Raw genomic sequence first — 18,248 nt, forward strand, 5'->3', positions numbered from 1 at the left:
TGTTTTGTTATATTTAGTACGGAAAGTCTCAAAAAAGCAGCTTGGTTTAGCTGCTTTTTATATTTATCATTTTTTCAATAAGTTATAAACAATCTTCCCAACGGCTTCGCTAATCATCTTGCAGCCTTCATCGCTGGTCGATACAAATTGAACGAGTTTGTTTAATTGATCGTTCTCGTTTTCGAGCTGTTCCTTTTGCTCTTCAAACGAATCGACAATGCCATCAATGAATTGATTTTCGAATGGGTATTTGAAATCTTCGTATGAATTATTTATAACCTGTTCCTTCATACCAGGTGTGCTTACAAACTTCTCAGCAACTTCATAAAGCTGACCACTTACAATTTCACTATCTAAGTTTGTTCCGAAGAGTTCGTTGATTTGCTTTACGATTTCAGATAAGTATTTGTAATCCTCTGGTTTCTTGCCGCCTGCGCCGTTCCCGCCTGTAAGTGGGGCAGAGACACCTTTTTCAAGTTCGATTTGACCTTCTTCGGCTTTTTTGATCCGGTAATACTCGAGATCAACAAGATCCGCATCAAGTGTCCAACCGTTTTTTCCAAGTGGATCGCTGATTTTTTTATAAAACAATCGTATAAATGCAAAATAACGTTTCATATCTTCTTCGTATTCCACAAGCTGAGAAAGAAACAAATATAGCGACACAAACTTTTTCATGAGTGCCTTTACATCATCTTGAAGGTCCGGCGGTGAGAGCTCCTTAAATCGCTTCTCAGGCATCTGAAGAACTTTATATAGCTTTGCTTGGTCGTTTGCTGTTTGCTTCACCTTAGGCTGAAAGAAGACATCACAGAACGCATTGATTTCATTTTCTTCATAGATACGCGTTTCATCAAGCTGTCTGCGGTACTCATACAGGAGATTTGGATTGGTTTCTTCATCAATTTCCGTTTTCTCGTAATAAGGCTGAAATGCCTTTTTGATTGTCTCGCGATCGTTAACGAAATCGAGTACAAACGTATCTGTCTTATCAGGATGCGTTCTGTTTAAGCGCGATAGCGTTTGAACTGCCTTAATGCCCGTTAATTTCTTATCAACATACATAGTATGCAGCAGCGGTTGGTCAAATCCGGTTTGATATTTGTCCGCTACAATCATGATTTTATATTCATCTTCTTCGAACACTTCGGCTGTTTGTGTATCCGGAAATCCGTTCATGCCAGCTTCGGTTACGACTTCGTCAAATTCGACGTCTTCAACATTGCCTGAGAATGCGACAAGCACCCGAAGGTCGGTATAAGCTTTCTGCTCTAAATAAGCTTTAAATGCATCCATATAACGCTTAGCATGCAGCCTTGACGAAGTCACCACCATTGCTTTGGCTTGCCCACCAATTTTGTCTTTCGTAAATGTACGGAAGTGTTCGATAATAATTTCTGCTTTTTGAGATAAGTTCGTCGGATGCAGTGATACAAAACGTGCAATGGCTTTCTTTGTTTTTTTGCTTTCCACCTCAGGATCATCTGTTATTGTTTTTGTAATTTTAAAATATGTATCATAAGTTATGTAGTGTTTGAGCACATCATGGATAAAACCTTCCTCGATGGCTTGGCGCATGGAGTACAGGTGAAAAGCTTCATATTCGCCGTCTTCATTTTTGGCACCGAACGTTTGCATCGTTTTCTTTTTTGGTGTCGCTGTAAATGCAAAGAGGCTTAAATTTTTACGACGCTCATAGCCGGCAAGAACCTCCGCAATCTGATCATCCACATCAAGCAAATCTTCATCGCGAGAATCAATGGTTTCTGCTTCTTCGAGTGATTTATATGTAAGCATGTCTTTCATTTTTGTTGATGTCATACCGGTTTGTGAGCTATGCGCTTCATCCATGATAATGGCATACTTGGATTCTTTGGGCATGTTATTTAGCTTTCCAATGACAAACGGAAACTTTTGAAGTGTTGTTACAATAACCTTTGCGCCGTTTATCAAAGCATCGGCGAGTTGTTGCGATCCTTTATCGATATAAGCGACAAACCCAGGCGTCGAATCAAATTGCCGAATGGTATCCTGTATTTGCGAATCGAGGACAATTCGGTCAGTAATAACAACAACCGTGTTAAATATGGCTTTGCCGGTTTCATCCGCAAGCGATGCGAGCCGATGCGCTGTCCATGCAATCGTATTACTCTTGCCGCTCCCAGCCGAGTGCTGGATGAGATAGCGTTGTCCAGCGCCGTTTTCATACACATGGTCAGCGATTTTCCGAACGGCATCAAGCTGATGATAACGCGGGAAAATAAGCTGTTTCTTTTTCTTTTTTTTATCTTTTTTGTTTTCTTCAATTTTAAGCTCAATAAAACGCTGCAAAATATTAAAAAGACTATCTTTTCGCAGGATTTCATCCCACAGATACGTGGTTTTATATCCCGATTCATGAATCGGATTGCCTTTTCCAAAGTCATCGCCCTTGTTAAAAGGTAGAAAATATGTTTTTTCTTTTCTAAGGTCTGTCGTCATATGTATTTCGTCGGTGTCGAGTGCAAAATGGACGAGCGAGCGTTCGTTAAACCGGAATATTGGCTCTGCTGGATCGCGGTCATTCTTGTATTGATGAATTGCATTTTCAAAGGTTTGACCAGTCAGAGGATTTTTTAGTTCCATCGTAATAATAGGGAAGCCGTTCAAATCAATAACAACATCAAGTGAATTGTTATTTTTTATGCTGTAATGAACTTGACGAGTAACAGATAACCGATTCTTTTGATAATTAAGAACAGCATCTGGATTAAAGTCATTATCCGGCTTCATATAGAACATACGTAGTTCTATGCCGCGGTCTTTATACTTGCCCTGAGCGCTGTCGCGAAGAAAGCCAATTAAACCCTTTGGATGCGTTTGAATCGCTCGGATGATGGAATTAATAACGCTACTTTCCGTCGAGGGTCCATAAATTTTCTGAAGAGCGGTCCAGTGTTTGGGCTGCGTTGCTTGCAGAAACCCAATCAACCGAGAACGGAACAAGCCAAGAGAGGCATCAAATTCAGCAGGATTACCTTTGTAGTAATCCTGCTGAAGAAGTATTTGTTCTACGGCATTTTCAAACACGATTTCGCGATAATCGATGGTCACTGAACAACCTCCTCTATATACTCACGAACATCAATTTTTCCGGTAACGGCTTCGCTAATCAAAGACTGGCGATATTCTTGAAGTTTTTCGATTTGGTGGTTGATCTTACTAACTAATAGATCGATAGAAATCATCTTTTCATCTAAATGATTAACTATCAACTTTTGTTCATTTAACGGAGGCAAAGGTATTCTAATTTGTTTTAATTTTTCTGCTGTGAGATGAGGAATCGTTGATTTGTTACACAAGACATCAAACCATCCATTCTGAGCGATGCATTTTAAAAGATACAATAAAAACTTATTTTCTGCCTTCTCGGTGCTTCTAACTCGATGAAGGGACTTTTCAATAATCATTTTCCCAGGCACTTCCTCTACCACACAAGCACGCCCAACTTCTCCTCCTTCACAAACCAAAACATCCCCTGGCTGTACATCAATTTTATTAATTTCAATTGAGTTGCACCACATATATTGCTCACTCTTTAAATCACATTTAAACCATTGCGTGTTTATAGACTTTAAATATCGAATGTAAGTATCGTTCGAATTTTTCGATTCGCTCTGATTCATTTTCCCCATATCAATTGAATAAACCCTACCGATTTTGTTTATTGACCAATTTACCGGAATGGTGCCCAACCACTCAATTTTTGAATCTTTCATGGGAACCTCAAGGTTCAAACCTTTGGTGACGGCTTCGTCAATGATCGCTTGACGCTTTTCTTGCAGAAGGTCTATGAGCTTCTGTTTTTTTTCAACCATGAGATCAATTTTATGCGTTCTTTCATTAAGGAGGTCCACAATTGACTTTTGGACCCCTATTGCAGGAACGACTACCTTCATGTTGCCAATATAGTCCCAATTAGCTCTCGGCATCTTGGCTCCATAGGTAGAGGAGTTTACATTATCAATAAAATGGTAGGACAACATTAAATAGTTTAAAAAATTAGGTGAGATTTTGTCTGATGTTTGAAGCACTAAAAATTCACCAGAGCATCGACCTTCAAAGTCAGCAGCAAATCCTTTCGCAAGGTATGGTCTTAATTTACTAAAAAGCACATTGTTTTTATAAAACAGATTACTTTGACCATCGACTTCTGCAGGAGCGTCTTCGTTAATAAGTAGCCTTGAAGTTTTCGGCTCTACGTTTTCTAAACCAATATAAATTTTCTCATTATCGGTTTCATTAGCTTTTTGGTTTATTAGCGTACAGAGATATTTTATTTTTTTATCTTCTCGATTTACGAGCATTAGAAAATGACCTCCTTGAGCGCTACAAGGATTTCGCTTTCCAATATTCTAATTTCTTCATTTATTTCTTTTGAAGAGCGAAGCTCTTGATACTTATAAAAATGCCTTGTGAACGGTATTTCATAGCCCACCTTGCCGACCTCACCGTCTTTATCGTCCCGTACATCATCGCTAATCCAAGCATCCTCGACATGAGGACGTACTTCAGCATCAAAGTAATCGTAAACGCTTTGCTTCAGTGGAACATTTTCAAAATCGCGAAGCTCAGCATCCACTTCTTTGTTGCCTTTGGCGTCGTAGCAGATCTCCGCATGTTCATCTCGCTCGGATAATGCAGAAAGAATCGCTTTAAATATTGGCGGTTTGATTGTCAGCATTTTTTCTTTGCATATTTTCTTTAATGTTTTCTCAAATTCACTACGATTTAAATAGAGCTTCGAACTATCCATTTCGGATAGGACTGCTTTAATTTGTTCTTGCTCACCTATTGATAGCTTTTTCAATGCGGTTTGAGAATCAAGCTTTTCAATTCGATCGACTGAAGTCTGGAAATTAAGTCGCAGTGGGCGTTCAATGGTGATACGGCGATATCCAAAGTCTTCGTTGTCGAAGATTTTGCAGTTTTCCGTTTCCGCAAAATAACTGTAAAGTTTAACGATTTCTTCAATTTGGTCTTCACTGAGCTCGTTTCGTTTACTACCAAGACTCTTACGCATCTTTTGGGAAAAATCAACCGCGTTAATGAGCTGGATTTTACCACGGCGATCAGCTGGTTTATGGTTGCTAAGCACCCAAATATAAGTGGCGATTCCCGTGTTATAAAACAAATCCGTCGGCAGTGCAATAATGGCTTCTAACCAATCGTTTTCAATGATCCAACGGCGAATCTCACTTTCACCGGAGCCAGCGCCTCCGGTAAAGAGCGGGCTGCCGTTCAGAACAATAGCAATACGCCCTTCACCTGGTTTCATTTTGGAAATCATATGTTGAAGGAATAAAAGCGATCCATCGCTTACACGCGGAAGTCCTGCGCCAAAACGACCATTGAAGCCTTTCTTTTTATGCTCTTCTTCAATTTCTTTTTGTGTTTTCTTCCAGTCAACGCCAAATGGCGGGTTAGATAAAAAATAATGAAATTCTTCGTTTTCAAGTCCATCTTGGGTAAAACTGTTTCCATATTTGATATTAGAAACATTGAGTCCCTTGAGCAGCATGTCGGATTTACAAATGGCATAGGATTCACCGTTTAGTTCTTGACCAAAAACTTCGATATTCATCGAAGGATTGAGTTTGCGAAGATATTCATTCGCTACCGCAAGCATACCGCCTGTACCGCAAGCAGGATCATAAATTTTGCGTACGACTTTTTCACCAGTAAGCGCCGCTGCGTCTGCTTCAAACAAAACATTAACCATTAATTGAATAACTTCACGCGGTGTAAAGTGTTCCCCGGCTGTTTCATTAGATTGCTCCGAAAAACGACGAATGAGTTCTTCGAATATATATCCCATTTCGATATTGCTTACATGACTCGGATGAAGATCGATTTTAAGTATTTCGTCAAGGACATTAAAGAGAATGTTACCGTCTTGTAACTTATTAATTTGAGCTTCGAATTCAAAATAACGGATGATCTCGCGTGCGTTTTCTGAGAATCCCTGAACATACTGTTTGATGTTATCGCCGAGCATACCTGGAAAATCGCGAATCGTTCGTAAAGTGAAAGGACTAGTATTATAAAATTTGGAACCAGAAGCGCGTTCAAGCATACGCTGTTGGACTGTCGTTAATGGCTCTGTCATGGTTTTATAGTTGTTAAGCACTTTTTCTTTAGTATCCTCAAGTGCACAATCAAGCCGCCTTAATACAGTAAATGGCAAAATGACTTTGCCATAATCGGATTGTTTATAATCACCGCGAAGCAGTTCTGCGATATTCCAAATTAAACTGACTTTGTCTGAAAAATTCATGTTAAATCCCCTTTTCATTTCCGCAATAATTCATAAATTATATCCCTGCGCAAATTCCCTTAATCTGAGCAAAAACGACATCAATCAACATTATATCAGAAGTGCCACCCCAGTTCTGTATAAATTTACAGGCTACGGATCTGAGACTAAAGTATTAAAACAAATAAAAAGAAGCTAACCTCCTTTCAGGCAGCTTCTTTTTATGCAAACTAAGTCGTCCAATTAATCAATTTTTCAGTAGCTTCTTCAAACTCTTCACGTGTCCGATTGTCCATATCCTCAATATTGATGTCAAGTGACACTTTGTCCGTTCCATATTCTTTTAAAAACCTGTCTCTCAATCGCTGTGAATACGATATATCCATGTAATTCCATTCAAGGCGCAGTCTTATTTCATTAGCTTCCATTGTGACAAAATCGACTTTGCGAATTAATTTTCTTAGGCTGCTGTTAGTCAACTGATCGACATCGATCGTTTCAAGCATTTTTAGAAAAGCTTGATGCTTTAACTTCACTTCCTCAATTTCGACGTCCAAATACATCAAGCGGTTATGTTCACGCTGCAAGCTGTTTAATCTCGCTTGCGCGTCGCCGTTGAATTCATCAAATTGTTCATCTGTAAGTATGTTTTTCGATACAAGCCTTAAATTTGTTTTTATTTCTTCATTTATTTCTTGTATCTGTTCCCCTAATAAAATAAGTCTTTGTGGAACATTTTCTTCTTCATAATAAAGAGAAATATGTCCCCTGAGTGCAGAATCAAAATATTCATCATCATCTTTTATTCGTTTTAGTTCATTTATTAAAAACTCAATAATTTTATCTTCCGGCATCGAACTGCGATACGCGCACCTTGCTCTGCCGTACATATCATTGATCGCACAACACCACTCATATCCTAGATTTTTCGAAGTCCCATCTTTTCGTCGATGCGCATGCCGTTTTTTTCGTTTAAGTCCTACACCGCAATGACTACAAACCAGAAGGTTGCTTAATAGATGTTCGCTGCTGTACCTTCGATTTGAGCGATGTAATTTTCGTTTCTTTTTTGTTTCTATTTCGCCTTCGTCGTTTACGACTTTTTCGTTGATGACTTCAACATAACCGAACAATTCTTTTCTCTTCTTTTTTTCGATTTGAACGAGCTTAAAAAAATCTGGCTCTATGATCTTTAAATGTTCGAAATGATGCACGATTTGCGCTTCCCTCGGGATGCGCTTTTGCAGCCCGCGGTTGATGTCAATCGTCTGCTTCGTATGCGTCGTTTGCACGCCAGTGTAAATCGGATTCTCGAGTATGGTCATAAGTTGTTTTTGCGACCATTGCTTATTCTTCTTTGTTGGAATACGTTCTTCATTTAAAAGTCTGGCAAGTCTGCCGGTGCCGTATCCGGAATAATAATATAAGTCGTATATCCTTTTAACAATCTCTGATTCAGTTGGGTCGACCTGTAAAAAACCATCGACAATGTTATAGCCAAAAGGCGGGTTGCCCGTTGTCCACTTGCCTTCCTTTTGTGCTTTGCGAATGCCAAATTGCGTAATGTAGGAACGATTATTATTTTCTTCTTGTGCCAGCGCCGCAAAAAGATTAATCATAAATTCCTTAGAAGAATCAAGCGAATTCACTTTTAGATCCAAAAAATAAACGCCTACGCCAAGCTCTTTTAAATCTTTCACCGCTTTAGCTGTATCCTCAACGTTACGTCCAAAGCGAGCAACTGACTTGGTGACAATGAGTTTGAACTTACCTAACTTGGCTTCCCTCAACATTTGTTTGAAGGCTTCGCGCTTGCTTAAGTTTTTTCCAGAGATGCCTTCATCGGCATAGGTGCCTTGCAGCACTTCATTTTCCCCGTTTTTACGGCAAAGCACGCCGCAATCGGCTGCTTTATAGCCGTTCTCGATAAAATACTCGCCAAAGAAACTCATTTGGTTTTCAAGCGAATTGAGCTGATCTTCCGAATCGGTCGAAACCCTTGCATAAGCCACTGCTTCTATCATTTTCTCTCACTCTCCAAAAAAACGATACTTAGCATTATTGCCAGGTATGTATGCCCATAGTCACCACATCATACAAGTAGGGTATTTTTTCCGTCAACGTGAGATCGATATAGTAAAAATATACTGCGTTTAAATAAAAACATATTTCTAGTTAAATTATTGGCGAATTCGCATTACTATTGCAAAGCACCTCAATAAATGGTACTATTTTCCTTAACGGAAGCACCGTTAACCTTTGTCGGGTTAGCTGTGCTTTTTTTTATTTTATCCATGAGGAGATGGGATAATTGGAAAAGCAAAGGGTATTAAAGACGGACAGCGAGTTATCGCTATGTATTTTAAAGCACATCCCAATCGAAATTCATATGGAAGGCAGCGTTGAATACACCGGTGAGATTTTAGGTTTCAATGAAAGCTGTATTCATGTTCCGGAAGGCTTTTATCTAAGGGACAATTGTACGGTTTATTTTGGTAAGTGCTAGGAAGGATTATCAAATAATTAACAGAATAAAAAATACCCCGCCGGTAAGGGTGGGGCTTGGGGAATAATCAACCGAACTTCAATATGTAAGTACAAAATGCAATTACAATGTATAGCGTGATAGACATCATCATGCCATACCACAAGTAAGCGTCACCGAATAGGGTTAACCCCCGAAAGTGGGTTAACCCTTGATAAATCAAAGCTTTTGCTATAAATAACGTAAAAATAGCACATAGAAAAGTTAACTTGGTATAATTTCCTCGAATTTGGAAAAGCTGATAGCATCAGCTTTTCCAAATTTTTTTATTTTCAAAAGTTAACGTACAAGGAGTGAATTCTTTGTCAAAAGATGATCTGACTTGGGGTGCTAAAGCCACACCAGATACATGTGCACTGTTAGACAGGCTCTTTTCTAGTTCAGGACAACCTACTAAAAAAGACTATTTAGAGCACCTTGGACGCCTCGACCAAGCCAATCAAATACGCAAAGGTACAGACACGGCTTTGTCGCCGGAATTATTAAAGCTAAGTTCCGGCGATTTGACCGAACTGATGAATTATACAAGTGGAATTAACAAACTGTATATCAGAATGATCGAGCGAGCTGGTATACGTGAGAATTCGCTATCGAACAACCTCGACACATTGGGGACTAAATCCTCTGAAACAGAACAGGCGCTTAAAAAATGCCTTGAGGAGTCCGAGCAGAAATTATCGGATATTGAGAATGAAAAAGAAGAACTTTTACGGTCGAACGAACTGCTACATCAAGAAAATAAGCTCATCCAGCAAGAACGTGTTCAACACGCGGAGTCGCTCAGACTCAAAGAAGAAGCCATCGTTCATTTAAATGTTGATATCGCCGAAAAATACAAACGTATCGCTGAACTAGACGAAAAGATCCAGTCGTTTGAACATGTAACTCGGGAACACGCAGCATCTACAGAAAAAATAAAAGAACTCGAGCTTCGCTTAAAAGAGACCCAAAAGGATGCCGAGGTGAAAATGCTAAGTTTGCAAGCGGAACATCAGCTTGAAATGAACAAAGCGGTTGGACAAGAACGTGAAGCTGCTCATAAGGAAGTTTCTAAATATCGGGACGATCTTACGGCACAACTTAAAGCGGTCGTAGCACAACGGGATGCAACTGAGGAGAAGGCACAAAAGCGCATCGATGAATATCGACTCGAAGCTAAACAATTACGCGACCAGCTTGAAGCTTTAAAAAATAAGAAGCCAGGTCGACCGCCAAAATCATAAAGGATGGAGAACAAATGGAGCATGATTTCAAAGAGCCAAAGAAGATTAATAAAGGTAAAATTATCGATGAAATAGGCGATATCAACCAAAAATGGTGGAAGCAAAGAAATGATCCAGCGCTGCTTAAAAGGTTCTCGGACTTATGTATGCAGCTAAGCGCTAAATCTCCTGAAGTTGCCGAATCCGGCTTGGTAGTGCTTCGCGATTGGTTACTTACAAACAATTGCAGCTATAAGCGGATACATCGTTATCATGTTCAAATGACAATTGGCGATCATATGGTCGATTTAAAGCTTAACTATCATGACTTTGAATTTTATCTGTTTTTTAATGACAAAATGGAAAAAGTGTGTACAAGTATTGGTGAGGTAAGAAAATGGCTGGAGGAAAGATTCAAATTACCGTCTGCTCACTTATTACTGGAGTAGGTCTTTTAAGATTGATGCGAATGAAATGTACCCCGTTTCATAAACGGTGACTTTTGAGACTTGGCATAGGAACCGCACTTTTCTTTCACAAACCATCATTCAGTGGTTCCAATTTCCGTCTATCAATCAAAGAATCAAAATAAGCCGGTTTAACCGTTTTTGAGAGTCTTAGGCATCCATTTCATGTTGAGGCGAAAAAAACGCCGTGATGGTGTGTTACTCCTTATTTGATTCGCACCACTCAATCACGGATAACGTGATCCCGCCAAAAAAAACGACTGCTCTTAAAAAGTTTTTCATGAGCCGGCACCTCCTTTCTATCAGAGGTGGTATTCATTGTTTTCCAGAAAATTGAAATTAAACTCGGAGGTAATAAAATTGAGTAGAAAATTAGGTTACGCCCGCGTCTCGACCGATGACCAACATTTAGAGCTCCAAATTGATGCCCTACGGGCTTTTGGCGTCGAAGACCGGGACATGTTCAAAGAAAAGATGACGGGATCTAAAAAGGACCGTCCAGAGCTTGAGCGGCTGCTTGCGTACGCGCAGCAAGGCGATACGATTGTCGTCTGGAAGCTCGACCGGATCGGACGCAGCGTCAAACACCTGATCGAGCTCTCCGAACACTTTAAAACGCATAATATCGAGTTCGTTTCGCTCAAAGAAAAGCTCGATACGTCGACCGCGACCGGACGGCTCATGTTCAACATGCTTGCCGCGCTCGCGGAGTTTGAGCGCGAAATGATCATCGAGCGCACGCATGCCGGCTTGTCAGCTGCTCGCAGTAGAGGTCGCAGCGGAGGAAGACCACAAAAGGACGCTGCAGACATTGAACGTGCGTTGCGGTTGTACAGAAGCCAGGAATACAGCATTGCTGATATAACAGCAATGACCGGTGTCAGCAAAGCGACCTTATATCGGAGAGTTAAGTAAAATAATGATTTGAAACGAACATGCAATTCATGTATGTATCTGGAAAGATCGGAAATACTATTAATTACAAGAAAGGATGATATCTAATGGCTAAGTATACAACTTTGATTGAGCTCGGCATGAACGAAGGTATTAACGAAGAATTTGAAGCCATTCCGGACAAAACAACATTAAGTCCAAGCAATGTTGCAAAAATGTTAAATGTCAGTCTTGAAACGGTGCGCAGATGGTGCCGCCAAGACAAGATTCCTTCTTATAGTTGGGGTGGCAAGTACGTAATAAAAGGTAGCGATTTTAAAGAATTTATGCGACGTGGTAGAAATCACTCTAAATTGTCATAACCGGCAGGTGTCTTCAAAATGAATTCAATAGCTATTTCTTTTTTGAAATCAAAGAAAGCAGACTATTATGTTGAGAATCATTCTGCCGTAATCTTTTGTTGTTTTAAATGTAGCAACCAAATTAAAATGACATTTGACGGAAACTGGGAATGTGAAACGTGCTCTGAATCCGGAAACGTTATTGCTTTAAATGAGATGTTCGAAGATCAATCGACCATCCGTTCAAAAGAGTTGTTTAATCCGCGTAAAGAGCGAAAGTTGATCAGGGATGCTTTCGATAAGCTGATTGCAAAATACCCTGACGATCGACAGCTTAAAAACTTAAAAGCCCGAACGAATCATTTAGTTCAGTTTCTTGTAAATGAAGAACAAGAACGAGGCACATAAAAAGGCGACGATGTTAAATTCATCGTCGCCTTTTTATGTGTATCATTCATTAACACCCCTATCGCCAAACCCGCTACGATTATGAAAATATTCCCTGTATAAATCAGCTATTATATTGAATTACAATAGTGACACAAATGCAACAATCGACACATTTTACGAGCTAAAATGTGTTTTTATGTAATACATATCCAGCTACAAACCACACATTTCCCACGAATTAGGTGATTTGGAGTAGGGGTACCGCACAACCGACACATTTGAATACGAAAAGCATAAGAATATACGCCAATATTCCAAAGCTTATAGCATTCAAATGTGTCGTTTGTGTCATTCATAAGCATATTGTTCAAAATAATTGTCAATAATTGAAGAGGAGGAAATATCGTGTCACAACTGCCGACGTATAAAGAGGTTCTGGAAATAGAGGGACCTATGATTATTGGTATTGCTCCTGCAGCAAAACACTTGAAAACATCTCCTTCTTATTTGAAGAAGTTGATCGAACAGAAAGGGTTGTTCAAAGATTGTTATCTCGTGAAAGATAAAGATTTCACATCGGCTCCAAAGAAAGATAACGACGCAAAGTATTACTTCATTTTGCGAAAGTTAGAGGAGTTTTCTGCGAGTAACACGTTACCGGAGCCAAAGTTGCTAGAACAACAATATGGCACATTGATCACCAGATTTGAAGCAGCAAAGATACTGAAAATTAGCTTCAAAACAATGGAAAAACGAATCCAACAAGGTGAATACAGGGAGTGCTACTTTAAAGCGGGCGAAGAAATTCACTCAGCTATACAAGAATATTATTTCATTAAAAGAAAGGTTGAAGAATTAGCCATGATCCACCTTCCATCCGTTGAAGAATTAGAACAAAAGTATGGGAAACTTGTTCACATTTTTGAAGCAGCAAAAGTGCTAAACGTTCGTAAAGGCACCCTGCAGAAAATGATTGATCACGGTTATTTTAAAGATGTTTATTTCACAAGTGGAATAGACGTCCAAACGCCTCCACGTCGAACGAAATATCTGTTTATCTTGGAGAAGTTAAAAAGGATTGATTTGAAAGAACATTTTTTAGGAACTGAAGAGGTCGCTGATCATTTAAAAATAGGTGTAAACCAACTTCGTAATTGGTACAAGAAAGGTCTGTTGAAGGAAGGAAGGATCAGTGAGCAATACTGGAAAATCGATTGGCTCGAAAAAAACGTCAATCGAATAATGAAAGAAGTGAAAACGAAAAGTTTTCAGGATCAAAGAAATACCGTTACAGGCACTCCGCTTGAGTGGTTGGAAGAAGAAGCTGAGCGTGGTGCAAATGTCATTTTGAATTGGATTAATGAATACGCCGATTATATTTGCAATGGCGGAACGATCGAAATGCCGGGCAGTATAATAGGTGGAAAAAAGCCAAAGAACAAAGAAAGGAAAAAGTATTTAATTCGAAGGAGTTTGGCAATATTATGCTATAAAATCGTTTGCGGACGATGCAGCATAGACGATTATTGGGAAATAACGAGACCAGGGTTTTATCGACCACTAACAGAAGAAGAAAGGCAGATTTTCGATCCAACCGTCTTTACAGTTGTTGATTTTAGAGAATCTGACATGTCTTATGCGATGAGGGGGTATATCGAATCCAATTTTTATGTTCTCGTCGAGACCTACCTTAAGCCATTTATGTGGTTCGTTTTCAAGAAACAAAAGCAAAATTTGCGAGAAAGCAAAAGAAGCTTACTTGAAAAAAATCAAAAGAAGAGTTCCCCAGAATGGGAAGCTTACGAAACAAAAAAAGATCTACTTGAGCTGTTTGAAGAGGATCTCGAGGATATATTCAAAGCATCGTTCCAAGAAAAACCGGAACCCCTTGAAGAAAATCAGCGTCCTGCCATTCACTTCACTCGGGAACAAATAATTCTTTTTGATCAAAACATTAAGAATTATAAGTATATAACACGGCACGGGCATGTAAGACATAAGTTTGAAAATCCATTAAAGAGAAAAGCAATGTATCTCTTCGGAAGTTTCACCGGCGTCAGGAACGAGGAGCTTTGCGAACTTTTGATAAGGGATTTTGAACTTACGGAAGCCGGATTTCTTCGTCGATTTGAATATGTAGCGGGCGAGACATTCAAAACACCTCAGCTGGGCATAGTAGGTCCTTCAAAGGTTACTGATGATCCAAACGGATATGGGTTATTGAAAATCCGTAAAGATGTTACGAAAGGCGCATATGGACCTTCTCCGGTATGGGGTACGTACATTGCTCCATCGTTAGTCACGGTAATTAACGAATATTTATCCGTGCTATACAAAAAATTTCCCGAGACGCGTGCAAAAGGCTATCTTTTTAGGAGCGAAGATCGTTTGCATGACGAAATTTATGCACCAACGACGATTTCGTATTGGATTTGGGAAAATCGTGAAGTGTTGTGTAATTTCCTTCCGGAATCCGAAAAACGGAAATACAAATACTACGATGTGAGGCATACGGTTGCTGATTTGATATTAAATCAAACAAAAGTAACTGACGACCTAAGACCTCACTTGGAGCGAGCTGCGGAATTGCACATTCGTCATGATATTAATAACAAAAGCATTAGAAAGTCGATTTTGCGCAAAAATTACGCAAAGGATGGCACTAAAGCTGATGAATATTTTTCAATCATGATTGAAGCGCTTGGGTTCCCGATCAATCTTGTTGGTGAAAGACAGGATTCGGAGTATAAAAGTTTTTATGATTGGGAAATTAGAAAGGGTTATCGTAAAGTGGTTGTTGTTCCTGAAATCGAACCGGAAATCATTTCGACAGAAACAAATCGTGCAGCAGTCGAATCTGTATCCGAAGAAGAAGCCAAGAGATTCAACGTTCTAAAGGAGAACTTGCGGGATCAAAAGAATTTCTTCAATGAAATTTCTTCGGGGTTCAAAAAGTCGTTCACGAAGAAGTATGGGTTAACAGAAGACGGTTGGTTAGAATTGTTGCCGAAGTTGCAACAGAAAATCGTTGCATTGGAAGCGCAAATTAACGAAATGAAAGTTGGTTAAACATGCAGCTTACGTACAGTCTGGAGCATTACTGTAATTGGTGCGCAAGGATGGGGTACCCCCCCATCCTTCCACAATATTTTGATAAGTTTGTTGATACAGTATTGTACTCCTCGCGACAAATTGCGAAATTAACAGGAGTACATAAAGAAACGATACTTCGTATGTTTCGAAGCGGAGAGTTAATCAATCAAAGCATTTCAAACACGTTCAAAGCTGATGGAAAGTCAATAAAAGAGGCATTATTCAAACGACCAAACGTATTAAAGTTTGTAGAAAGCCAGTATCCAAGCTATTTCATAAGCAAAGGTTCCAACGAGTAATACCTCAATCATCTTTCTTATATCAACGCTACCCCTTATATTACCGTATCGGCTGAAACGGTAATATAAGGGATGCCGGTTTTGCTTTTGTTACTCTCCACCCTTTATGTTACTCCTTCGTCCGCCGGACTTGTCGGCGGCGGCGGAGTTCCCAAACCGGGGGAAATCAGCCTAGCCCATCGGGGCGTGCTGTTTCTGGACGAACTGCCGGAGTTTTCAAGGGCCGCCCTGGAGGTGCTGCGGCAGCCGATGGAGGACCGCCATGTCACGATCGGCCGAGCTAAGGCCGTGTATCAGTTCCCGGCTCACTTTTTACTTGTTGCCTCGATGAATCCATGTCCTTGCGGCCTCTGGGGTGCGGATAGCAGCGGCAGTGAGGAGGCAGGATGCTTCTGCTCCCCCATCAAGGTCATGCAGTACCGATCCCGTATCTCTGGTCCGCTGCTGGATCGGATCGATCTTCATGTCGAGGTGCCCCGGGTGCCCTATTCGCAGCTTACCCTCCAGGACAGCCCGCTCTCCTCCGAGACGATGCGGGAGACGGTAGAGCGTACCCATCAGGTACAGCTACAGCGTTACCGGAACCTCGGCCTGACGTTCAACAGCGAGCTGAGCGGCCGGCTGCTGCGGGAGTTCTGCCGTCTGGAATCCGACGCCTCCAGTCTGCTCGAGAATGCGTTTCACTCGCTCGGGCTGAGCGTCCGCTCGCATGACCGCATTTTGAAGATCGCTCGCACCATTGCCGACATGGAGGACTTCGCTAATATCGCAACCCCACATATAGCCGAGGCTCTACAATACCGCTGCCTGGACAAAAAGCAGCAAACCCCGCCGTTATTCCGCAGCTAGATCGTAGGCATAAAGTCCCAGCTCCTGTGGTTCGCCTTGAGGCACAAAGTACAAAAAATCCGCAACGTCGCTCTAGCCGAGCGCATTGCGGATATGTGTCAGTTCGGTTAGTTCGCCGTCCGAAGCCATGCGGATCGACACGACGTCGAAACGAATTTGGCTCTCGTGTCTGCCATGCCTGTGGATATATACACGGGCGGTCTCTATCATTTTCCACTGCTTGCGTGCGTTGACAGACTCCTGTGGGGTACCGTACGTGGCGTTTAAATTGCGGGTACGCACCTCGACGAAGACCAGGATGCCCTCTTCCTCAGCGACAAGATCGATTTCCCCGGTCCGGCAGCTCCAATTGCGGGCAATAATGGACATGCCCTGCTTCTGCAAATAAGCTGCGGCCTCCGCTTCGCCTCGGGCGCCTCGCTCCTTCCGCCCTGCCAGTCTACCGTTCATCTCGGCTCCCGCCCCCATTCCCCAGCTCTGGAGTCAGAGCGGTAAATATAGGAAAGCACCTCGGCTACCAGCTTGTACAAATCGGGTGGAATTTCCTGATCGAGATCCAGCTTCGACAGCACTTCCACCAAGGAGGGGTCCTCCTGAATCGGAACTCCGTTTTCTTTGGCCTTTTCCATGATTTTGTCCGCGATGCGCCCCGCTCCCTTCGCCACGAGCTTCGGGGCTGCAGAAGCCTCCGGGGCGTATTTGAGCGCAACGGCTTTTTTTAGCGTCTGGGGCTGTTCGCTCATAGACGGATGTCCACTCCTTTGTAAGGCTTCTGTGCGTAGACACCCGGCACGGCGCCAGCAGGCAGCTCTTTACCGCCCGCAGCGGACAAGTCACCTAGATCGCCAAGCTTCTCCGGATACGGACTAACCTTCATGGAAATAAATTGATACCCGATCGAAGATAGCCCCCCGGCAATCTCATCTCGGTACGACTCCAGCAGCGTCTGGGTGTAAGGCAGATCATTGTGCACATGCAGACTCACAATCCGGTTGACCACCTTCACATCGACCAGCGTATTTCCCAGCTCCTTCATCTGCAGATCAAAAACGAGCCGACAATTCTCGGAATCCAGACTGCCGCTCTTCCCCTTGCGTGACTGGATGTGGATCGCAGCCGTCTGGGTGCCGTCCGATTGGACGATAGGAACGAACATGGTGATATGTGAAAAGATAGCCGAACGATCCGCGCTGAGCAAAAGCTGCTGGCCCGTGATCTGGTGAACCGCCTGTTGGGCGGCCTGCTTGATATCATCTGGGGCATCGGCCGATTGAGCGAGCTGCATGAGCGCGCTTTTGAGCGAGTCGGCATGCTTCTCGGCGCCTGCGGACAGCAAGTTGTTGCCGCCCTCGGTCCCCAGCATCCTTACAGCCTGATGCTCATGCTCGATGCCGATCGTCTTCATGAGTCTCCCGAGCAGATGCTCCTGGGGCTCTGCTGGCCGAGCGACAGTCTGGGCCGCCTGTGGAGCCGGCGTCTCGGTAGCACGAGGCGCTCCGTCTGAGGCTGCAGGGGGCGATTGCGGCAACGAAGCACCTGCAGCAGGGCCTGGGGAGCCCGCCTGCGGCGCTGACGCTCCGCTAGCGCCCACCACGCCCGCCTGCGGCGCTGACGCTCCGCCTGCGCCAACAGTGCCTGCCTGCGGCGCTGACGCTCCGCTAGCGCCCACCACGCCCGCCTGCGGCGCTGACGCTCCGCCTGCGCCAACAGTGCCCGCCTGCGGCGCTGACGCTCCGCCTGCGCCAACCACGCCCGCCTGCGGCGCTGGCGCTCCGCTAGCGCCCACCACGCCCGCCTGCGTCGCTGGCGCTCCGCTAGCGACACCAGAGCCCGCCTGCGGCGCTGGCGCTCCGCCTGCGCCAACAACACCCGC

General features: G+C 42.6%; 14 protein-coding genes and 1 pseudogene. 8 read left to right on the forward strand and 7 right to left on the reverse strand.

Features of this window, described 5'->3' with window-relative positions:
- Positions 1-66: 66 nt before the first annotated feature.
- The 4 genes from WMW72_RS20345 to WMW72_RS20360 form a co-directional block, all read right to left on the reverse strand.
- The gene (locus WMW72_RS20345; RefSeq protein WP_341417380.1) at positions 67-3,093 is read right to left on the reverse strand and encodes a type I restriction endonuclease subunit R; all 3,027 of its coding nucleotides are present in this window, start codon (positions 3,091-3,093) and stop codon (positions 67-69) included.
- Positions 3,090-4,346 carry a restriction endonuclease subunit S gene (locus WMW72_RS20350; RefSeq protein ID WP_341417381.1) on the reverse strand — a complete coding sequence of 419 codons (1,257 nt, stop codon included), beginning with the start codon at positions 4,344-4,346 and terminating at the stop codon, positions 3,090-3,092. Before WMW72_RS20350 ends, WMW72_RS20345 begins: the two co-directional genes overlap by 4 nt.
- Positions 4,346-6,316, reverse strand: a complete 1,971-nt coding sequence (locus WMW72_RS20355) for a type I restriction-modification system subunit M (protein WP_341417382.1) — start codon at positions 6,314-6,316, stop codon at positions 4,346-4,348. The genes WMW72_RS20350 and WMW72_RS20355 overlap by 1 nt, the downstream gene beginning before the upstream one ends.
- A 209-nt stretch (positions 6,317-6,525) precedes the next feature.
- Positions 6,526-8,319, reverse strand: coding sequence for a recombinase family protein (locus WMW72_RS20360; protein WP_341417384.1), 1,794 nt, complete (start codon positions 8,317-8,319; stop codon positions 6,526-6,528).
- Positions 8,320-8,606: 287 nt separating this feature from the next.
- Here WMW72_RS20360 and WMW72_RS20365 point away from each other — a divergent pair, with 287 nt between their 5' ends.
- From WMW72_RS20365 to WMW72_RS20400, 8 genes are all read left to right on the forward strand, one after another.
- The gene (locus WMW72_RS20365; protein ID WP_341417385.1) at positions 8,607-8,801 is read left to right on the forward strand and encodes a hypothetical protein; all 195 of its coding nucleotides are present in this window, start codon (positions 8,607-8,609) and stop codon (positions 8,799-8,801) included.
- A gap of 341 nt (positions 8,802-9,142) precedes the next feature.
- Positions 9,143-10,063, forward strand: coding sequence for a hypothetical protein (locus WMW72_RS20370; RefSeq protein ID WP_341417387.1), 921 nt, complete (start codon positions 9,143-9,145; stop codon positions 10,061-10,063).
- Positions 10,064-10,077: 14 nt separating this feature from the next.
- Entirely contained in the window at positions 10,078-10,491 is a 414-nt protein-coding gene (locus tag WMW72_RS20375; protein ID WP_341417388.1) for a hypothetical protein, read from the forward strand.
- Positions 10,492-10,869: 378 nt separating this feature from the next.
- Entirely contained in the window at positions 10,870-11,424 is a 555-nt protein-coding gene (locus WMW72_RS20380; protein ID WP_341417389.1) for a recombinase family protein, read from the forward strand.
- Positions 11,425-11,510: 86 nt separating this feature from the next.
- Positions 11,511-11,765: a helix-turn-helix domain-containing protein gene (locus WMW72_RS20385; RefSeq protein WP_341417390.1), complete on the forward strand. Its 255-nt coding sequence runs from the start codon at positions 11,511-11,513 to the stop codon at positions 11,763-11,765.
- An 18-nt stretch (positions 11,766-11,783) separates the two neighbouring features.
- On the forward strand, positions 11,784-12,152 hold the full coding sequence (locus WMW72_RS20390; RefSeq protein WP_341417391.1) for a hypothetical protein: 369 nt from the start codon (positions 11,784-11,786) through the stop codon (positions 12,150-12,152).
- Between the two features lie 387 nt (positions 12,153-12,539).
- Positions 12,540-15,203 (forward strand): hypothetical protein, encoded by a 2,664-nt coding sequence (locus WMW72_RS20395; RefSeq protein WP_341417392.1) that lies wholly within the window; start codon positions 12,540-12,542, stop codon positions 15,201-15,203.
- 404 nt (positions 15,204-15,607) lie between these two features.
- Entirely contained in the window at positions 15,608-16,375 is a 768-nt protein-coding gene (locus WMW72_RS20400) for an ATP-binding protein (protein WP_341417393.1), read from the forward strand.
- A 72-nt stretch (positions 16,376-16,447) separates the two neighbouring features.
- On the opposite strand, the gene WMW72_RS20405 is transcribed toward WMW72_RS20400, so the two are convergent.
- The 3 genes and pseudogenes from WMW72_RS20405 to WMW72_RS20415 form a co-directional block, all read right to left on the reverse strand.
- A complete protein-coding gene (locus tag WMW72_RS20405) occupies positions 16,448-16,825 on the reverse strand; it encodes a YraN family protein (RefSeq protein ID WP_341417394.1) in 378 nt (125 codons plus the stop codon).
- Positions 16,822-17,118, reverse strand: a complete 297-nt coding sequence (locus WMW72_RS20410) for an EscU/YscU/HrcU family type III secretion system export apparatus switch protein (RefSeq protein ID WP_341417395.1) — start codon at positions 17,116-17,118, stop codon at positions 16,822-16,824. The genes WMW72_RS20405 and WMW72_RS20410 overlap by 4 nt, the downstream gene beginning before the upstream one ends.
- A pseudogene (locus tag WMW72_RS20415) lies at positions 17,115-18,248 on the reverse strand (hypothetical protein); the annotation flags it as partial. The gene WMW72_RS20410 and the pseudogene WMW72_RS20415, both read right to left, overlap by 4 nt.

The sequence above is a fragment of the Paenibacillus filicis genome (assembly GCF_038070315.1).
Classification (GTDB): Bacteria; Bacillota; Bacilli; order Paenibacillales; family NBRC-103111; genus Paenibacillus_G; species Paenibacillus_G filicis.